The sequence below is a fragment of the Bacillus cereus group sp. MYBK5-2 genome (genome assembly GCF_051915685.1).
Taxonomy (GTDB): domain Bacteria; phylum Bacillota; class Bacilli; order Bacillales; family Bacillaceae_G; genus Bacillus_A; species Bacillus_A cereus.
Genome location: NZ_JBQAFE010000006.1, coordinates 140,030 through 159,134, shown reverse-complemented (window position 1 = coordinate 159,134; position 19,105 = coordinate 140,030). Strand labels below are relative to the sequence as shown.

Here is a 19,105-nt window from a genome sequence, read left to right as displayed (position 1 = left end):
TGTAAAACTGTAAATATTCCGCCTATTATTTCTAAAACTTCAGAATGTTTACAAAATTATAAAATTAAAATACATTTTAGCTGTACAAGATTCACCTGTACAAAAATTCAAACAAAAAGGGATGGTTATATGTTGAAGAAATTAGTAGCAGGGACATTAGTAGCAGGTTTTGCACTAACTGGAGGACTAGGTGCGGTAAGTGCTGAAGAAAAAAGTAACACAATTAAGTCATTTGATTATTTAAAAGTGGATGAACAAAATGTTAATTCATTTGCAAAATTAAGTGAGCAGGATAAGAAAGATATCCAAATTACTATGGTATTACCAGAGCAAAATGAAAATGGAGATTGGCTAGCTTATGGTTTTACTAGCCGTGAAACATTAGATGCGTATATTGAAAAGGATAAAAAAGCAATTAAAAATAAAATTAATCCTTTAGGTAGCGGTGCTGGTAGTACTGATTTTTATGAACATAAAGATAAAGGTGGACAATATATTTACTGGAGTAGCGGCTTTAAAAACTTACCATCTAGCTGGAATGACAGAATTTCTTCTGTAAGTACAGCGTCACCTTCTGCAAGTTATTCAACTACACTTTGGGAGCACACTTCAACACAAGGATATGGAAAAGGCGTTTTATTTAAACATGCTGATTGGTACGGTAAAACTGCTAATTTAGCTGCTGATTGGAACGATATTACTTCAGCGATTGAAATTAAATAGTAATAAGATATTTAATTTCTTCTATAAAAATTCAAACCACTATTCTCTCTTTCATTTAGAGAATAGTGGTTTATCATATTTTTATTTAAGCATGTACAGCATGTCCTACTGCTTGCATTAACGCTTCATGAATCGCCTCAGATAAAGTTGGATGTGCTGCAATATAATCTCTCATTATATCAGCGGTAACTTCTGTATGAATCATTACGGTTCCTTGACCAATAAGTTCAGTTGCATAAGGACCGATAATAGAAATCCCTACAATTTCTTGGTATTTAGGTTCTACAATGACTTTTACTTTACCTACTTGTTCTCCTAAAATAAGAGCTTTTCCGTTCGCTGTAAAAGGAAATTCTCCGATGAGAATATCACCATATTGTTCTCTTGCACCTTTTTCACTTAACCCTACACTAGCTATTTCTGGAGCTGTGTATATACAACGGGGCACAGCGTGATAATTTACTTTCACGTCTTCTCCGCTTGCGTGTAATGCTGCTGTCGTTCCTTCATGGAAGGCAACGTGAGCAAGCTGAATTCCACCGATTACATCACCAGCTGCGTAAATATGCGATACGTTCGTTTGCATATGTTCATTCACAGAAATCCCTTTATTTGAAAACTGAACCCCTGCCTTTTCTAATCCTAATTGTTGCACTCGTGGTTTTCTTCCTACAGAAACAAGAACAAATTCTGGAGTTACTTCGTGAGTAATTCCCTCGTACTCAAATGAAGCTTGCTTCTTATAGTTATTTAATCCTTTTAAAACTGCTCCCGTAAAAATTTTCACACCATCTTTTTCTAATTTCTCTCTTAAAATATTCGCGATATCTTCATCTTCACCAGGTAGTAATTGCGGTGCCATTTCAACTATCGATACTTTTGTGCTAAGTCTACTATAAATACTTGCAAACTCACATCCTATTACACCACCGCCAACGATTAACAATGAAGATGGTACACTCTCAAGAGACATGGCATGGCTACTATTTAAAATCCATTTTCCATCGAACGGAGCGAATGGTAATTCTGTAGGTTCGGAACCAGATGCGATAATAAAGCTCTCTCCATCAACTACTTCTTCTTTATTTCCTTGTACAACTCGCACACGATGATCCGTTTCGAATTTCGCTTTTCCTTTTACAACTTTAATTTTATTTTTCTTCATTAAATATTGTATTCCTTGGACGAGTTGCATTACGATTTGTGATTTTCTCGCCTGTATTTGATCCCAATCAATTGATATACTTCCTGTATTAAGCGTAACTCCATAATCATTCGCTTTTCTCACAATGTCATGTATTTCAGCACTTTCTAACAGTGATTTCGTAGGCATACAGCCAACATTTAAACACGTTCCGCCAAGTTCAGCTTCATCAATAAGAGTGACACCTTTGCCATTTTGAGCCGCGGTAATTGCCGCTACATATCCAGCTGGTCCGCCTCCAATTACAACTAGTTTACTCATTCTCTCACCTTCTCTTTATAAAAGAATTGTTATAGGTTCTTCTAAATAATGTTTAATTGTGCGTAAAAATGCAGCTGCTGGTGCACCGTCTAGTACACGATGATCGAATGTTAAACTTAAAGGTAACATACTACCTTTTTTTAATTTTTTCCCTTTATATACAGGAACATGTTCAATTGCGCCAATACCTAAAATGCCAGTTTCAGGTGTATTTAATACAGGTGTGAAATATTCAATACCAAAGCTACCTAAATTACTAATTGTAAATGTCGTTCCGTGCATATCATCACTACTTAAGCTACCTGCTCGCGCCTTTTGTGCCACATTCTTAATCTCTTTAGACAATTCTACTAAAGATAAATTATTTGCAAAGCGAATAGCTGGAACGATTAACCCTTTTTCTAATGCAACTGCCATGCCTAAATGCACATGTTCAAATTGATGAATTGCATCATCTATATAAGCGCTGTTCATTTCTTTATGCTCTCCAAGTGCTAATACAGCAGCACGCGAGACAAAATCCGTAATGGTTAATTTATTATCATATCTTTTTTGTACAAATTCCGCTATTTCTTTATGTAAAGCAACTAAATCTGTTACATCTACTTTCATCGTTAACGTTAATTGTGCGCTATTTTGTAAGCTTGCGTGCATACGATTTGCGATTGCTTTACGCATACCAGTAACAGGAATCGCTTTACTTTCTTCTCGTTCAGATATTTCCGGAACGTTTACTCTTACCTCAAGTACTTTTAATACATCTGCCTTTGTAATCCTTCCGCCAGGGCCTGTACCAACTAATGCCTTGATATCCAGATTTTCAGACTTTGCAATTTTCTTGGCTACAGGTGAAATTTTAATTCTTTGCTTCGATACTTCTTTCCCATTTGCTTCTTGATTTTGTACTTCTATATTAGATGTTTTTTCTTCTACCACATGTGTGCTTTCCTGCATTTCTACCTTTTCATTCGGTTTACCGATGTAGCAAATTACAGTACCAGGCGGCACTCCTTCATCTTCACTTACAGCTATATCAAGTACTGTACCATCAGCTGGCGCTTCAATTTCCGTTTCAATTTTTTCTGAATTAATACTAGCAATTAGTTCTCCTTTTGCTACATTATCGCCTGCTTTAATATTCCAGCTCGTAATAATACCTTCTTTCATCGCCATACCTAACTTCGGCATTACAACTTCTACAGCCATGTCTCTCTCTCCCTTCTCATCGTTTTATTACACATGTAATAAAGATTGGTCTCCGATCATTTCTGATACAGTTTCAATTACTTTTTCTGGTGTTGGCAAATACAACTTTTCAAGTGGTGGTGAGAACGGAACGGGTGTATGTGGTGCTGTAATTCGTTTAATAGGTGCATCTAACAAATCAAAACCTTTATCCGCTACAATTGCCGCAATATCTGTTGCCATACTACATCTAGGATTCGCTTCATCAATGACGATAAGACGATTTGTTTTTTCAACAGATGATAAAATCGTATCCTCATCAAGCGGTGATAAAGATCGTGGATCAATTACTTCTACTTCAAGCCCCTTTTTCGATAATTGCTTTGCAGCTGCAAGCGCTGTATGAACTTGCTTTCCGATTGCGACAATTGTTACATCAGAACCTTCCCGTTTAATATCTGCTTTTCCTAATGGAATTGTATAGTATCCTTCTGGCACTTCACCTTTCATATTGTAAAGTGTTTTATCCTCAAAGAAGATTACTGGATCATCATCTTCAATTGCTGCTAATAATAAGCCTTTTGCATCATACGGCGTGGAAGGAACAACAACTTTAATACCTGGTATGCTCGTAAATAATGCGTACAAACTTTGTGAATGCTGAGCTGCTGCACTAAAACCAGCGCCATGCATCGTACGTACTGTAACAGGTACTTTTGCTTTACCTCCAAACATATAACGGAATTTCGCACCTTGGTTTAATACTTGGTCAAGACAACTACCGATAAAATCATTAAACATTAACTCAGCTATCGGACGTAACCCAGTTGCAGCAGCTGCCATCGCGGCTCCCATATAACCCGCTTCAGAAATTGGTGTATCCAATATACGATTTCGGCCAAACTCTTGTACAAGTCCTTTCGTAACACCAAGAACACCGCCCCATGCTTCATCATCTTGCAAATGATCAACTTGTGCACCGCCTGCAACATCTTCACCTATTAAAATTACATTTTCATCACGACGCATTGAGATTTTCATCGCTTCATTAATTGCAGTTGACATACTTACTGTTCTAGTCATAATTTTTCACCCTCCTCTTATTTGTAAGAAACGTATACATCTTTTAATAATTCTTCATCGTCTGGGTATGGACTATTTTCACTAAATTCAATGGATCTTTGTACTGCATCATCTACTGCTTTTTCCATATCAACAAGTTCAAATTCCGTTAATAAACCTTCATGAATTAAATGCTTACGGAAATTCACAATTGCATCTTTTTCATTTAAATGTTCTTCTTTTTCTTCTGATGTTTTATATGTTTGCGCTTCACCTTCGAAATGACCATAATTACGATATGTCATACATTCAATAATTGTTGGACCATCCCCATTACGCGCACGTTCCACTGCTTCTGCAGCAGCTTTATATACAGCTAGAAGATCTTTTCCATCTACTTGAACACCTGGAATATTATAAGCTTTTGCGCGATCAGCGATAGAATCACAACTTGAAGCATATTCAAATGTAGTTGCTTCACCGTAACCGTTATTTTCTGCAATAAAAATAACTGGTAACTTCCAAATCGCCGCTAAATTAACCCCTTCATGGAATGTTCCTTCATTATTTGCTCCGTCACCGAAGAAGCAAACACTTACATCTTTTGTTCCTTTATATTTAGCTGTTAATGCTGAACCGCAAGCAAGTGGGAAACCCCCGCCTACAATGCCATTCGCACCAAGCATTCCTTTATCTAAATCGGCAATATGCATGGAACCGCCTTTACCTTTACATAATCCTGTCGCTTTCCCGAAAAGTTCAGCCATCATACCATTTAAATCACAACCTTTTGCGATACAATGTCCATGACCTCTATGTGTACTTGTAATACTGTCACTATCCGTTAAGTGGGCACATACACCAACTGCTACTGCTTCTTCACCTGCGTATAAATGAACGAAACCAGGCAAAACGCCTTGCGCGAACAATTCATGCACCTTATCTTCAAACTTACGAATCTCTAACATTTTTTCGTACATCCAACGAGCTTGTTCTTTCGTAATTTCATTCCCTTTACTTTCAGTTGTTTTTAACATGTCCAGCCCTCCTATTTTCTTGTTCGTCTTTTATATTGCAAGTACCGTGCCAAATTCTAATCCTTGCTTTAATAGGTTTTCGCTTTTCTTTCATAATAAAAAGTGGACAAAATGAGACATTTGTCTCGTTTTGTCCACTTTTGTTCACCTAATTTGAGAACTATTATCTTATTCATTATCAAAGCTCTGCTGTAATTTTCGGATGTAAATAATTTGCCCAATATGATATGCATTATGAGTTGTTACATTCGCTAACACTTCCCACCATTTTGCAGAAACGGGAAATCCCGCTACATCACTTTCAACCTTTTCTTCATTTATGAGAGTTTGCCATTGTAACAGTTTTTCTAGTAGCTTTTCCCGTAATTCATCGAAAGTTTGATTATCTGAAAGCATAAAACTTTTATTATTATCTCCTATAGCGGGTACTGCATTAACATGTGATTCTTTATACCTAGTTTGCCACGTAGAGTTCCAATACAGTAAATGTTGTACGATTTCGGCTATACTATTACACTCTTCATTCGGTTTCCAGAAAGCTTCCCTCTCAGATAAATCCTTAACTGCATCTGAAAATGGCATATACCAACTGGGATCATTCGCATTTGCTAATAACTGATCTGCTAATACATCTTTCACATGGACCATTTTTCTTCCCTCATTTCATTATCATATTAATATACACTACTCTATATACGCTCATTCCCTATAATCCCCTTTTTTACATACAAATTGATTTCATACTGAATGTAAGAATAATAGATTTTCTTATCATAACTCGTTATGATAAAAGAAAAAGAAAGCTGGCAGAAAATGAATAAAAAAATCGCAATAATTACAGGAGCCTCAAGTGGATTTGGACTATTAACTACACTCGAACTCGCAAAAAAAGATTATTTAGTTATCGCTACAATGCGAAACCTTGAAAAACAAGTGCGCTTACTATCTCAAGTTACTCAACTTAACTTACAGCAAAATATAAAAGTTCAACAATTAGATGTAACCGATCAAAACTCTATACATAACTTCCAATTATTTTTAAAAGAAATACAAAAAGTAGACCTTCTTGTTAATAATGCAGGATATGCAAATGGCGGCTTTGTAGAAGAAATTCCAGTAGAGGAATACCGTAAACAATTTGAAACGAACCTATTTGGAGCTATATCAATTACCCAGCTTGTCTTACCGTATATGAGAAAACAAAGAAGTGGAAAAATCATTAATATAAGCAGCATTAGCGGCCAAATTGGATTCCCTGGTTTATCTCCTTATGTATCTTCAAAATATGCATTAGAAGGCTGGAGTGAATCGCTTCGCTTAGAAGTAAAACCTTTCGGAATAGATGTTGCTTTAATTGAACCAGGTTCTTATAACACAAACATATGGGAGGTTGGGAAACAACTAGCTGAAAATCAATCTGATACAACATCTCCTTACAAAGAGTATATGGATAAAATACAAAAACATATTAATAGTGGCAGTGATACATTTGGTAATCCGATAGATGTTGCTAATAAAATTGTAGAAATTGCTGAATCTAAGCGTACAAATTTACGATATCCAATCGGTAAAGGTGTGAAATTTATGATCTTCGCGAAGAAGATTCTTCCTTGGAAATTGTGGGAATACCTTGTTTTGAGAAGCTTTAAGAAGATGTAATAAACTTTTTGAAAACTATTTTGAAAGGGATGCTAATTAAATGTTAGGTTTACCGTATGGGAAAGTGTTTTTAGTGCCGTGGACTGAAGAATGGGAAATTGAGTTTATGAAAGAGAAACAACTCATTGAGGAACAAATTGGCGAACATATTTTAGCGATACACCATATTGGTAGTACTTCTATTCCATATTTAAGTGCAAAGCCCATTATTGATATAGCAATTGAATTAGAAAATTATACGGACGGTATACATTGTATTAAAAAGTTAGAACTACTAAACTATAAATATAGAAAAGAAGTATTACCCGAAAGATACTATTTTAATAAAGGTGAACCAAGAACTCATCAAATTCATATGTATGAACAAGGGAATACATATTTAATAGAACAATTACAATTTCGTGATTACTTAATAGACAATAAAACTGCACGCATGCAGTATGAACAGTTAAAGATTCAACTTTCACAAGCTAATCCTACTGATAAACATAAGTATGCAGAGGATAAAACTAATTTCATTACATCTATATTAACTAAAATAAATGCTTAAATAAACAAGAAACCATTTAGTAGTAAATGGTTTCTTGTTTATTAGTTATTTCATTATTTGTACTATCAAATTTTTATTATACAACAGGTGGAAAGAAGTAAAATAGTATCGAAGTCATAAAAATAAACGTGAATACCCCAATTACCGAAAATATATATTCTTTCGACTCTCTATCATACTTCCATTCCATCAATGCTCTTAAGATTAACGTCCCACCTAAATAAGTAAAAATGACATAAGCAATATTAATACTTTCAAATTTAAAGATAAATATAAAGCTAGTTATTAAATAAATAAAAAGTAGTCCTATTTCCAATTTTTTATGTAAACTATTTACATGTTTCTTATATCCCCAAAAACCACCCTTGGGCATATTCAATTTTTTTCTTAAAAACTTATCGAGAAAATAGATAGCTATACAAAAAACAATAGTTATAATCCAAAAAGTAGAAGCTCCCATTTTCACCCCTCCTATTATTTCATTTAATTACTTGAAATAAATTGGACTATATTACGGTTATCCCCTTCTAAATAACTTATGATGCCTTGAGGATATGTCGGCTTCTCCTGTAATTCCTCTAGACTTTTCCAAATTAATATAATATCCTCATGCTCTTTATGCCTTATTTCATTTGTAATGATTTTTTCAACAGTCCCCCAATGTATCAATGTACAATGATGACCTTTTTCGTTATCCCACTCAAAAATGTGTTCATTTACAATTGCTAACTCTTGAACATCAACTTTCAAATCGTACTCTTCTATTAACTCTCGAATTATTGCTTCTTTTGACGTTTCACCAAATTCAATAGAGCCACCTGGAAAACGATAAAATGATTCATTTTCATCGCATTGTACAAGTACTTTAGAATGATCTTCATTTAAAATCATTGCTTCAGCACGTAATTTAGGATTTTTCATTTTGTCTCCCCATTCATTCCACATATAATTAAATCCACTAGGTATAAAAGAAAAGATTAAGCATAATTCCTGTTATTACTAATAGCGGAACCGCTCCTAAAGAAATGACATATTCCCTCGATTCTTTATCAAATTTCCACTCCATAAATGATTGAAGGCAGTATAAAGTTATTAAAAATAAAATGGGTAAATTACTAATATAAACGGGATTTAAAGTAGCACATATCATCGTAACAATTATATAAGAAATAATAAGAGCCCTAGTGCCCCATTTATGAAAGTTGTTTACATATTTACTATTCCAGTCTGTTTGTTTCGGTATATTTAGTTTTTTCCTCACTACTTTTTCAAAAACAACTAAGGATATAATCCATACTATTAATAAAATTCCTTTAACCCAAAACAGTGATGTTTCCTCCTTTACCTTTTCTCCGGCTGATCACTCGGATACGTAGCATTCCTTTTATTTTCTACGTCCCAACTAATAATTGTCGCACTATCACGTCCCAACTGATGATGCACGTGTTCTAAAACATTGTGAATATTTTCTTTAAGTGTTTTATCATTTCTATTCATAGCATTATACAAATTTACAGGTGTTTCATATCGGCGTTCCCCGCATTCTAATACACCATCTGTCACCATTACAATTCGGTTCTTTCCAGTACGTAATTCACGAATACCTGATGAATAGCAAGGCACAGGTAAATCAAATGTGTTTACATTTCCAATCCATTCGTAAAAATGACGTTGATTTAATGCATATTGTCCTAACTTATGTAACTCTTCATGAAATACATACACTAAACAATCACCGATAGAAAGCCACCATATATAATTTTCTTTCCTTACACATAGTAAGCAAGCTGTTTCACCTTTAATTTTTTTGCACTTTTCCTTAAATGAAGATGACTGAAAAATTGTCAGTATATGATTTTCAATAGATTGAAACACTGTATTAATTGATTCATTCAAAATTACTTTTATATTTTCATATTCTTTTTCGATTGTATTTACTACTAAATCAACACTTTCTGCACTATTATGTCCATCTAATATAGCTGCAAATTCCCAATCACCATTTGACCAAACTAACGCACCATCTTCGTTCTTTTTTGCTCCGGCACTAATATTCCCACCATATGCACCGAGCACGATATCACCATATTGCTTTACCGAAATTTCGTCTAAACACATTTCTCTACTTCCAACCCATGAATGTTGTCTATTATTTGTTGTATGCATATTCACTCACCATATACTCTCGTATTCTTTCGCATAGTTTTTTGATTTTCGCTGCTTCACCATATGGTGCGCCGGTCCATTTCGCTATCTCGGTTGGTGACCAAAACTCTTTTGGTGTATTTGCATAACGCGGTATGATATGCATATGCATATGTGGTACACCATTCCCTGAAACAAAAGTGTAAATATGCTCTGCACCTTCGCTTTCTTTTAGCGCTTTACTTACTCTACTTGTTATAAGTCCGAACGCTTTCGCTTCTTCATCTGTTAGTTCAGCGAGGCCAGGTACATGCCTTTTTATATCTATCATTACATAACCCAAGTATGTTTCTTCACTATCCCAGTGGACATGTCCAACGTAAAGCAGTTCATCTTCGTAAATAGCTCCACCTGGAACTATAATATTTCCTTTATGCTTTTCACAAATAAAACAGTTTAGTTTTACTTGATCGTTCGTTGACATATTCATCACCATCCTTTTCATATATAATATCATAAAAAAAGGAAAAACAGGATTTATATTCCGAAGATTCACTCTTTTGATACAGCAATTTTTGAAATGAATTTAAACCTCATTATTTCTTCAAAAACGCAATCCCAATTACGATCCCAATCACAATTCCGATTACTAAATTATTTGTAAAATAACCTTGGAATACACCGATTACAACTCCTATACCAATACCTATTGCCAAAGCATCATTTCTTTTTTTATTTTTAGCCAAAATTGCATCTCCTCCCATCATTTCTCGCTAAACAACATACGCTTACTTGAATGTATTAATATATTCACTATCTCACTTGAACATTTCAAAAAAATGTACTTTAACTTCACATATAACATTTTCCATTTTCTGTACATACTCCTTTTATATTGAAAAATTTTCAAGTAACTATTAATTATACATAGGCATTTACTATAGGAAAGCTTCGTAATTTATTGAAGGAGGAACAATTCAAATGTATCCTCATTGGAATCCAAATATAAATCAACAGTATGTTTATTCCCCCCATCCCGCAAGGAATACATTGCATCATGATTCACAATATATGATGCATCATATCGCAAGTCTTGAAAGTCAATTAACTAAATTAATCTCATTAATCGAGGAAAATAATCAATTCATCAAATCAATGGAACAACAACAAAACCAAGTTTGTACACCAGCTGGAGGTTCTGTTATCGTTCATATGTAATCTAGATACAATAAAAAACACACTTTGTATTATAAAAGTGTGTTTTTTGGTCATTATTTTCTTTTCGTATGGAACCCTTGTGTAATTCGATCTAATATAATTGCGATTACTACGATAGCTAATCCAGCTTCAAATCCCATTCCGATATTAACTTGTGTTACAGAGCGATATACATCAACTCCAAGCCCTGGAGCTCCTACAAGTGATGCTGTTACAACCATCGATAACGAAAGCATAATGCTTTGGTTCACACCAGCCATAATCGTTCCGGTTGCAAGTGGTAATTGTACTTTAAATAGTTTTTGTGATGCTGTGGATCCAAACGCATTCGCTGCTTCAATTAAATCTTCTGGAACTTGTCTAATTCCTAAGTCAGTAAAACGAATTGTCGGTGGCATTGCAAAGATTACCGATGCAATAATTCCAGGTACTACACCAACTCCGAAAAATGTAATCGCTGGAATGAGGTATACGAATGCTGGCATTGTTTGCATAAAATCTAATGTTGGCTTTAAAAATTTTGAGAAACGCTCATTTTGAGATGCTAATATACCAATTGGAATTCCGACAATAATTGAAATAATAACAGACGTAAGTACGAGTGCTAATGTTTGCATCGTTTGTGCCCAGTAGTTAATATTCAAAATGAATAATAATCCAATAAGCGTAAAAATGACTAAAGATAATTTCCTCGTTGTGTACCAAATGAAGAAACACAAGATAATAATCATCAATATGGCAGGTATTATTGTTAAAAAATTAGTGAGTAAATCAACGAATCCACCAATAATATAAGAGAATCCTCGGAATAAGCCTTCAAAGTGCTCATATAAACTTGCAACAAATGAGTCGACCCATTCCCCTAATGGAATACGTGGTATACTATTCATCGTCTTTCACCTCTTCCTCAATGTTTCCTGCAAGAGCTTGAATGACACTTTCACGTTTAATAATTCCTCTTAGCCTTTTCTTCTCATCGATTACTGGTAACGGATATTTCATCTCTGCCATTTTTGCATATGTCTCTTCCAGTAAAGTATCCAAATACACATGCGGAATATCATTAAGTAATAAATCAGCAATCGGCCACTGTTTTTGTACTGCTTTACTCGCATCATCCGCAGTTAATATACCTAAAAACTCATACTTTTTGTTTACAACATATACAGTTGAGACGCCTGCATTCCTCATAATTTGAAGGGCCACACGAGGTCCACGATCAATCAATAAAGTTTCTGGTCGTTTTAAAATAGACTCAGCCGTAATTACTTTTCCTAAATTCACGTCCGCAACAAACTTTTCTACAAATTCATTTGCGGGGCTCATCATAATTTCTTCTGGCGTTCCAATTTGGACGATTTCTCCATCTTTCATTAATGCGATACGATCTCCAATTCGAAGCGCTTCATCTAAATCATGCGTAATAAATATAATCGTTTTTTCCATTTTATCTTGTAACTCTAACAATTCATCTTGCATTTCTTTTCGAATAAGTGGATCTAATGCACTAAATGACTCGTCCATTAGTAATACATCTGGATTATTCGTTAGTGCCCTTGCGATTCCAACGCGCTGCTGCATACCACCACTAAGTTGACTTGGATAATTATCTTTATGATGATCGAGTCCTACTAACTGTAGCGATTCTAACGCTTTTTTCTCTCGCTCTTCAACCGGAACTCCTTGTATTTCTAAACCATATGCAACATTTTGTATAACTGTACGATGCGGAAATAGAGCGAATTTCTGAAATACCATACTCATTTTCGTTCTTCTTACTCTCCGTAACTCTTCTTTTCCCATCGTTGCGATGTCTTCACCATCTATGTATATATGACCTGCAGTTGGTTTAATCAATTGATTTAACATACGAACTAGCGTAGATTTCCCGCTACCAGACAAACCCATAATAACGAAAATCTCTCCAGAGTAAACTTCAAACGTTGCTTTTTTCACCCCAACGTTCATTCCTGTCTCTTTTAAAATTTCCGATTTACTTTTTCCTTCTTTTAATAAGGAAAGGGCTCTTTGCGGATGTTTCCCGAATACTTTTGTTACGTTTTCAACACGCACCTTTGTATTATCCATGTCACTACTCCTTTTCTACCCATCTATTCACATAGTGTTGCGATTTTACAAAGAAATATTACATAAAAATGACATTCATAAGATTTCTTTAAAATTCTCGTTTCCGTTCATAATAAGAATGCTTACTTATACATTTATTTTATAAGGCAAACGTTACTTAGGAGGTTTTCGATGCGAAAGAAAATTTGGTTTATATGCCTTGCATTATTTATTACTATGATTTTCACTTCATGTAATGCAACAAATGCAAATTCGAAAGGAAAAATTAAACTTGGTGTAACAAGTTGGAAAGAAAATATTGCAACCGCAAACATGTGGAAAGTTTTATTAGAAGAAAAAGGCTACAAAGTTGAGCTCATGTATTTAGAAAAAGCCGCAATTTGGACTGGTGTCGCTCGTGGCGATGTTGATGCGAATTTAGAAGTATGGCTACCAGTTACAGATAAACCGCTAAACGATCGTTATAAAGATGATATTGTCTTAAAATCAAAATGGTACGAAGGTACTGGACTAGGTTTAGTCGTCCCTTCTTATATGAAAAACATAAACAGTATCGAAGATTTAAATGCTCATAAAGATGAACTAGATAATAAAATTGTCGGTATCGAACCCGGTAGTAGTCTTATGAATTTAACGAATAAAGCAATGAAAGAATATGATATAAAACTAAAACTTGTCCAATCTTCTGAAGCTGCGATGATGAGTGAACTAAAGAAAGCATATACAAAAAAGAAACCAATCGCTGTTACGCTTTGGAATCCGCATTGGGGTTTTTCAGAATTTGACTTAAAATATTTAAAAGACCCTAAGAAAGTATATGGTGAAAAAGATGACATTTATTACTCCGTTCGTAAAGGTTTCGAAAAAGATCACCCAGATGTTATAAAATACTTTGATAAATGGAAAATGAACGATGAACAGCTTGGTACGTTAATGGTCATGTTAAATAAAACAAAAGATCCTGAAGAGGCTGCGCGAAAATGGATTAAAAAAAATCAAGCATTAGTTGATGAATGGGTAAAGGATTAATAAAAAGGCTAGAGAATTAATATATCCTCTAGCCTTTTTCATCTTATTTTTTCGTAACAACGTCATCTACAATCCCATATGCCTTCGCTTCTTCTGCAGTCATAAAATAATCTCTTTCTGTATCATGTGCTACTCTTTCAATCGGTTGGCCTGTTTTTTCTGCAATCATTTTATTAATATCATGCTTTAACTTTAATATTCTTTTCGCAGTTATTTCAATTTCTGTTGCTTGCCCTTGTGCACCACCAAGCGGCTGATGAATCATAATTTCACTGTTAGGGAGCGCAAACCGTTTTCCTTTTGCTCCTGATAATAATAACAATGCACCGAATGATGCCGCAAAGCCCATGCATAGCGTTTGCACATCTGGTTTAATTAAATTCATCGTATCTAATATTGCAAAACCTGCTGTCGTTGAACCTCCTGGGCTATTGATGTATAAATATATATCTTTTTCTGCATCTTCTGCTTCTAAAAATAATAATTGCGCTACGACACTACTCGCTACTTGATCGTTAATTTCTGAGCCGATAATAATAATGCGGTCTTTTAATAACCTTGAATATATATCATAGGAACGTTCTCCTAATTTTGTTTGTTCTACTACATATGGAATTGTATTCATTTTAAATTCCTCCAATACTTGTTATGCTGCGCAAAGCATACAACTGTAGGAAGAAGGTTTTTTCACATTAAATAATAACACTGGCTGTTTAGATGGTAACTTAGTAAAATCTATTGTCGGAAGAAGTTTCGTTAACAATTCTGGTCTTTCCTCACGAATAGATGTTACAACAACTTCAATATCCTCTGTGAATTCGACTATCTCAATCCCTTCTTCACTTACAGTTTTCAGCCTATTTCTACTTCGAAATAAAGAAGCCTTTACTGCACCTTCTGATACAAAACACACTTTAGCAATATCAGCGATACTATATTGAAAAACATCTTTTAATAATAAAATTGCGGATTGCTGTACATTTAATGAAGACAATACTTTCCCTACCATTTCATGCAAATCTGCAATGTTCTCATGTGGTTCTTCAAAAGTGATTTGTTCTCTTATTTTTTCATGAACAGACTTAGACTTCATCTGATCTAACCAACGATTTCTTGCTATTTTATAGACGAGTGTCATACAAATATCTTTATTTCTATATTTTTGAAGCACTTTACACACTGTTTCTTGGGCGAGATCTTCCCCATCCCATTTGTTTTTCGTTAAAAAAGTACAGTATCTTTTTAACTCTCCATATTGTTCAATTAAAAAGTTTATATTTGAATGATTCATATCGATATGGTTCTTTAAAACATGAGTTACTTTTGTGCACAAAATAACCACTCCTTTTCAGCGCTTACTTAATAAACGATTCAACATTTAAAAAAGTTACGGGGATATAAAAAAATAATGTTTATGTTCAATAATTCGCGGTCATAAATATGTTATGTACAATTTTACGTGAGGAGGAACAAATTTGCCAAAATTAACAATTGAAGGTGCGGGAACTTTTGATGTGAAAGAAGGAACAAAGTTAGTATTAGCAATTGAAGATAGCGGTGTCAACATTCTTCATCGTTGCGGCGGGAATGCACGTTGCACAACTTGTAGAGTAGAAATACTAGCAGGTGATTTCTGTGAAGCGAGTGCGAATGAGAAACATGCAATGACGGAAAAAGGAATTGAAGATCATTTACGATTATCTTGTCAAATGCGTGTACATAAAGATATAGTCGTTCGTCCGGTACTTACAGTTGAAAATTCAGGTCTTGATGCTGGGCCACGTCCGGCGGAGTAAAGCGATGAATTTAAAACAGCTCGCTGGCGAATATGCTGCTAACTTTGTAAACGATGGCATGAAAATTGGGCTTGGTACAGGTTCTACTGTATATTGGACAATACAAAAATTAGGTGAGCGTGTAAAAGAAGGATTATCATTTCAAGCTGTACCAACATCAAAGGAAACTGAAGCATTAGCACAGCAACTAAATATCCCCCTAATTTCGTTAAACGACGTACAAAGTCTTGATCTTACAATTGATGGAGCGGATGAAATTGATTCAAATTTACAACTTATAAAAGGCGGTGGCGGTGCATTACTTCGTGAAAAAATCGTTGCCTCTTCCTCTAAAAAACTAATTATCATTGCTGATGAATCGAAACTTGTAACACATTTAGGTACTTTTCCATTACCTATTGAAATCATCCCTTTTTCATGGAAACAAACCGAAAATAAAATTCAGTCTTTAGGATGTCAAACAACATTACGTTTGAAAAACAATGAAACCTATATAACCGATAACAATAACATGATTATCGATTGTATATTCCCTAATCATATTTCTAATCCTGCCCATTTACACACTCAATTAAAAATGATTACTGGTGTAGTTGAAACAGGGTTATTTATAAGTATGACGAGTAAAGTAATTATCGGCGCTAAAAATGGGATAAAGGAATTGTAATAAAAGCTAACTTTTTAAAGTTGGCTTTTTAGTATGTTCTTCTCTTTATAGCGCTTTATTATGATATACTATGAAAACACAAGCTGATTACATTAGAAAGGACTGAACATTTTGCAATCCAAACTTATAACAGAACTTGCTGATTTAGAAACTGCCTTTCATATTCGAAAAGAAGTATTTGTAAAAGAACAAGGTGTCCCTCTTGCAGATGAATTTGATACATTCGATGAAATCGGAGAGCAATGTAAACATATTTTAGTTTATTATCATGAGCTTCCTGTAGGTACAGGGCGTATACGATTTGTTGATGGCGTCGGAAAATTAGAACGTATTTGCATTTTAAAAGATTATCGTACATACGGATTAGGTAAAGTCATCATTCAAACGTTAGAAGAAATTGCTCGTAACGAACAAGCTACAAAAGTGAAACTACACGGGCAAACACAAGCTGAAGGATTTTATAAAAAATTAGGTTATGAAACTTCTTCTGATATATTTATGGAAGATGGCATTCCGCATATACTTATGACGAAAGTGTTATCATAATAAAAAGGGTAGTATATGAATCTTATGTATTCATACACTACCCTTTTTTATAAATAGAAAAGTGAATTCTCAAGATTCTCTTTTGAAATCAAAGCCCATCATCTCTTAGTTCATATCTAGGTAAAGCTTACACTGTTTTCCATAATGATAATGCATAAATCCAGTTCGGATCACCATTTCCTTGATAACTCTGGACTGCTTCATATACTTTTCCTTCGTGTAGAACTCTATCTCCCTTTTTATATGCTTTTTTTGCATCCCACGCTTCATATGAAGCGCTTTCGGTTTTTGTAGTAATTGTGAATATATCACTCTGTACGGATTCATTTCCAGCTACATCAACAGCTTTTACTACATATTTATAAGTAGTATTAGCGAGCAGATTTTTATCCATATAAGAAGCTGTATTGGATGTTGCAATCTTTTTCATTGCCCCTTCTGTTTCTCTATAAATATCATAATGGTCTACACCAATATTATCGTCAGATGGACTCCACATTAAATCCACACTTGACGCTGTCGTTCCCATACTATGTAATCCTTTTGGTTGTGTTGGTGCTTCTGTATCAGGAGTCTCAACTGTCGTTTTTACTGTAAGCGCTGCACTTTCTTTCGATACATTTCCAGCTGCGTCAATTGCTTTTACAGTATAAGAGTATTCTGTACTCGGTTGTAATTTCTTATCAATAAAATGAGTGCCTAGTACTGTATCAATCATCTCTCCGTTACGGAAGATTTGATATCCTTTTACCCCTACATTATCCGTAGAAGCGTTCCATGTTAGTTCTACACTATTCGCTGTTACTTTTTGCGTCTGAAGTCCATTTGGAATACTTGGCGCTTCTATGTCTGGTTTCACATCATTTATAAGATTAACATCAATTACATTATAGAATGCATTTGCTGTATCAGCTACATCCCATACTGCTAAAATCACATGATATCCACTACGATCAGTAGGTACATTGATTTTATGAGTTAAATTATTTGAAGCTGCAGAACCATCATGTTGTACTGTTCCAATTGGTTCAAAATCTGCTCTTGTTAGCGCTTTATTTGGATTCCATCCTTTTTTAGTAATATAGTAATGCCACTTACTCGTTAAGTGAGGCGCAGTATACTTCCAAGTAAATGTATTTTCCCCACCAGTGATTGTATTTTTAAACCAACGATTTGCTGTTTGTTGATCTAAAATACCACCAAATTTTCCGCCTGCTGAAGCAATTTGTCCATCTACTGGACCACCTTGTGGGAACCCTTTTGGAGCTTCTAAACTTTGTGGTTCATACATAACACTTCCACAGTTTACATTTAGCGCACCATAAGTTGGACTACATAAAGCAGATCGGCTACCAGGCTTTTCAACAAAACCGTGCGCATAAGCATTTTGAGGAATAAGTGTCGTACTAATAATTCCAGCTGTTAATGCTACAGCTCCTAAACTTTTTTTGTTCATTTTCATATTTTGTAGTTGTTTTAAAAATCGATTATTCATGTTCATGTCTCCTTCTTGTTATACTTTGTAGTGGAATGTGGGCTTTGATGTAAAAGAATAACAAGAGACAAACTTGTACCGATGTATGTGTTAATTATGCATACACCGCAGTGAAATTATATTTTTCTTGTGAAATATTTCACTTTATGAATATATCATGACATAGAAATTACCTGAGTATGTGCAGAAGTTGTGCAGAAACAGTGAAATTATTACTAACATGTAAAACTAAGTCCTAACATTTTAAAATAAAATTTGAATATATTTATCTATCATCTTTACTTCATAATTGACAATACATTTAACTAGTTAACTTTTATTCTTATACTTATATCTCTCCGTGCCTTAGTTTTAACCATACTAAATATTAAAAATAAGAATTATAAAGTTAAATAAAAAGCATCCTATTTAGATGCTTTTCTAATGTATAATTTCATTTT

At 34.4% G+C, this 19,105-nt stretch carries 24 protein-coding genes; 8 read left to right on the top strand and 16 right to left on the bottom strand.

The features are described from left to right. Window positions 1–129 precede the first annotated feature (129 nt). Window positions 130–723: a hypothetical protein gene (locus tag ACTFP3_RS20560; protein WP_000914443.1), complete on the top strand. Its 594-nt coding sequence runs from the start codon at window positions 130–132 to the stop codon at window positions 721–723. 85 nt (window positions 724–808) lie between these two features. Here the strand turns inward: ACTFP3_RS20560 and lpdA are convergent, their stop codons facing one another. The 5 genes from lpdA to ACTFP3_RS20535 all read right to left on the bottom strand — a co-directional run bounded on the left by lpdA (window position 809) and on the right by ACTFP3_RS20535 (window position 6,120). Beyond that, window positions 809–2,188: a dihydrolipoyl dehydrogenase gene (gene lpdA, locus ACTFP3_RS20555; RefSeq protein WP_440011088.1), complete on the bottom strand. Its 1,380-nt coding sequence runs from the start codon at window positions 2,186–2,188 to the stop codon at window positions 809–811. Window positions 2,189–2,203: 15 nt separating this feature from the next. After that, entirely contained in the window at window positions 2,204–3,394 is a 1,191-nt protein-coding gene (locus tag ACTFP3_RS20550) for a dihydrolipoamide acetyltransferase family protein (RefSeq protein ID WP_326036483.1), read from the bottom strand. Between the two features lie 27 nt (window positions 3,395–3,421). After that, window positions 3,422–4,456: an acetoin:2,6-dichlorophenolindophenol oxidoreductase subunit beta gene (acoB, locus tag ACTFP3_RS20545; protein ID WP_000198901.1), complete on the bottom strand. Its 1,035-nt coding sequence runs from the start codon at window positions 4,454–4,456 to the stop codon at window positions 3,422–3,424. 17 nt (window positions 4,457–4,473) lie between these two features. Further along, window positions 4,474–5,472 carry an acetoin:2,6-dichlorophenolindophenol oxidoreductase subunit alpha gene (gene acoA / locus ACTFP3_RS20540; RefSeq protein ID WP_087967032.1) on the bottom strand — a complete coding sequence of 333 codons (999 nt, stop codon included), beginning with the start codon at window positions 5,470–5,472 and terminating at the stop codon, window positions 4,474–4,476. Between the two features lie 168 nt (window positions 5,473–5,640). Then, window positions 5,641–6,120 (bottom strand): DinB family protein, encoded by a 480-nt coding sequence (locus ACTFP3_RS20535; protein ID WP_000233791.1) that lies wholly within the window; start codon window positions 6,118–6,120, stop codon window positions 5,641–5,643. Window positions 6,121–6,285: 165 nt separating this feature from the next. On the opposite strand from ACTFP3_RS20535, the gene ACTFP3_RS20530 reads away from it, so the two are divergent. Together ACTFP3_RS20530 and ACTFP3_RS20525 are read left to right on the top strand one after the other, a co-directional pair. Then, window positions 6,286–7,131 (top strand): oxidoreductase, encoded by an 846-nt coding sequence (locus ACTFP3_RS20530; RefSeq protein ID WP_226800167.1) that lies wholly within the window; start codon window positions 6,286–6,288, stop codon window positions 7,129–7,131. A gap of 40 nt (window positions 7,132–7,171) precedes the next feature. Further along, window positions 7,172–7,681 carry a GrpB family protein gene (locus ACTFP3_RS20525; RefSeq protein ID WP_000901213.1) on the top strand — a complete coding sequence of 170 codons (510 nt, stop codon included), beginning with the start codon at window positions 7,172–7,174 and terminating at the stop codon, window positions 7,679–7,681. Between the two features lie 76 nt (window positions 7,682–7,757). On the opposite strand, the gene ACTFP3_RS20520 is transcribed toward ACTFP3_RS20525, so the two are convergent. The 6 genes from ACTFP3_RS20520 to ACTFP3_RS20495 form a co-directional block, all read right to left on the bottom strand. Next, window positions 7,758–8,141: a DUF4181 domain-containing protein gene (locus tag ACTFP3_RS20520; protein ID WP_000501286.1), complete on the bottom strand. Its 384-nt coding sequence runs from the start codon at window positions 8,139–8,141 to the stop codon at window positions 7,758–7,760. A gap of 23 nt (window positions 8,142–8,164) precedes the next feature. Further along, window positions 8,165–8,602: an NUDIX domain-containing protein gene (locus ACTFP3_RS20515; RefSeq protein WP_152121903.1), complete on the bottom strand. Its 438-nt coding sequence runs from the start codon at window positions 8,600–8,602 to the stop codon at window positions 8,165–8,167. Window positions 8,603–8,639: 37 nt separating this feature from the next. Beyond that, the gene (locus ACTFP3_RS20510; protein ID WP_078214853.1) at window positions 8,640–8,969 is read right to left on the bottom strand and encodes a DUF4181 domain-containing protein; all 330 of its coding nucleotides are present in this window, start codon (window positions 8,967–8,969) and stop codon (window positions 8,640–8,642) included. 53 nt (window positions 8,970–9,022) lie between these two features. Next, on the bottom strand, window positions 9,023–9,847 hold the full coding sequence (locus ACTFP3_RS20505) for a PP2C family serine/threonine-protein phosphatase (protein ID WP_152121901.1): 825 nt from the start codon (window positions 9,845–9,847) through the stop codon (window positions 9,023–9,025). Continuing rightward, window positions 9,831–10,322, bottom strand: coding sequence for an HIT family protein (locus tag ACTFP3_RS20500; protein ID WP_002195555.1), 492 nt, complete (start codon window positions 10,320–10,322; stop codon window positions 9,831–9,833). Before ACTFP3_RS20500 ends, ACTFP3_RS20505 begins: the two co-directional genes overlap by 17 nt. Before the next feature lie 100 nt (window positions 10,323–10,422). Continuing rightward, window positions 10,423–10,590, bottom strand: coding sequence for a hypothetical protein (locus ACTFP3_RS20495; RefSeq protein ID WP_000508397.1), 168 nt, complete (start codon window positions 10,588–10,590; stop codon window positions 10,423–10,425). Between the two features lie 217 nt (window positions 10,591–10,807). Here ACTFP3_RS20495 and ACTFP3_RS20490 point away from each other — a divergent pair, with 217 nt between their 5' ends. Then, window positions 10,808–11,044, top strand: coding sequence for a hypothetical protein (locus ACTFP3_RS20490; protein ID WP_326036481.1), 237 nt, complete (start codon window positions 10,808–10,810; stop codon window positions 11,042–11,044). Window positions 11,045–11,097: 53 nt separating this feature from the next. Here the strand turns inward: ACTFP3_RS20490 and ACTFP3_RS20485 are convergent, their stop codons facing one another. Both ACTFP3_RS20485 and ACTFP3_RS20480 read right to left on the bottom strand, forming a co-directional pair. Further along, on the bottom strand, window positions 11,098–11,934 hold the full coding sequence (locus ACTFP3_RS20485) for an ABC transporter permease (protein WP_001084759.1): 837 nt from the start codon (window positions 11,932–11,934) through the stop codon (window positions 11,098–11,100). Next, entirely contained in the window at window positions 11,927–13,132 is a 1,206-nt protein-coding gene (locus ACTFP3_RS20480) for a quaternary amine ABC transporter ATP-binding protein (protein ID WP_000370606.1), read from the bottom strand. Before ACTFP3_RS20480 ends, ACTFP3_RS20485 begins: the two co-directional genes overlap by 8 nt. 171 nt (window positions 13,133–13,303) lie before the next feature. Here ACTFP3_RS20480 and ACTFP3_RS20475 point away from each other — a divergent pair, with 171 nt between their 5' ends. Continuing rightward, window positions 13,304–14,161, top strand: coding sequence for a glycine betaine ABC transporter substrate-binding protein (locus ACTFP3_RS20475; protein ID WP_001227615.1), 858 nt, complete (start codon window positions 13,304–13,306; stop codon window positions 14,159–14,161). A 43-nt stretch (window positions 14,162–14,204) separates the two neighbouring features. On the opposite strand, the gene clpP is transcribed toward ACTFP3_RS20475, so the two are convergent. Both clpP and ACTFP3_RS20465 read right to left on the bottom strand, forming a co-directional pair. Next, window positions 14,205–14,786 carry an ATP-dependent Clp endopeptidase proteolytic subunit ClpP gene (gene clpP, locus ACTFP3_RS20470; protein ID WP_001092372.1) on the bottom strand — a complete coding sequence of 194 codons (582 nt, stop codon included), beginning with the start codon at window positions 14,784–14,786 and terminating at the stop codon, window positions 14,205–14,207. Between the two features lie 21 nt (window positions 14,787–14,807). After that, entirely contained in the window at window positions 14,808–15,494 is a 687-nt protein-coding gene (locus tag ACTFP3_RS20465) for an RNA polymerase subunit sigma-70 (protein ID WP_440011084.1), read from the bottom strand. A 142-nt stretch (window positions 15,495–15,636) separates the two neighbouring features. Here ACTFP3_RS20465 and ACTFP3_RS20460 point away from each other — a divergent pair, with 142 nt between their 5' ends. The 3 genes from ACTFP3_RS20460 to ACTFP3_RS20450 all read left to right on the top strand — a co-directional run bounded on the left by ACTFP3_RS20460 (window position 15,637) and on the right by ACTFP3_RS20450 (window position 17,170). Further along, on the top strand, window positions 15,637–15,957 hold the full coding sequence (locus ACTFP3_RS20460) for a 2Fe-2S iron-sulfur cluster-binding protein (RefSeq protein WP_001125388.1): 321 nt from the start codon (window positions 15,637–15,639) through the stop codon (window positions 15,955–15,957). 4 nt (window positions 15,958–15,961) lie between these two features. Continuing rightward, the gene (rpiA, locus tag ACTFP3_RS20455; RefSeq protein ID WP_001049991.1) at window positions 15,962–16,624 is read left to right on the top strand and encodes a ribose 5-phosphate isomerase A; all 663 of its coding nucleotides are present in this window, start codon (window positions 15,962–15,964) and stop codon (window positions 16,622–16,624) included. A gap of 111 nt (window positions 16,625–16,735) precedes the next feature. Continuing rightward, window positions 16,736–17,170 carry a GNAT family N-acetyltransferase gene (locus ACTFP3_RS20450; RefSeq protein WP_065382634.1) on the top strand — a complete coding sequence of 145 codons (435 nt, stop codon included), beginning with the start codon at window positions 16,736–16,738 and terminating at the stop codon, window positions 17,168–17,170. Between the two features lie 127 nt (window positions 17,171–17,297). Here ACTFP3_RS20450 and ACTFP3_RS20445 read toward each other — a convergent pair whose 3' ends face one another. Next, the gene (locus ACTFP3_RS20445) at window positions 17,298–18,665 is read right to left on the bottom strand and encodes a lytic polysaccharide monooxygenase (RefSeq protein WP_326036479.1); all 1,368 of its coding nucleotides are present in this window, start codon (window positions 18,663–18,665) and stop codon (window positions 17,298–17,300) included. Between the last annotated feature and the right edge of the window lie 440 nt (window positions 18,666–19,105).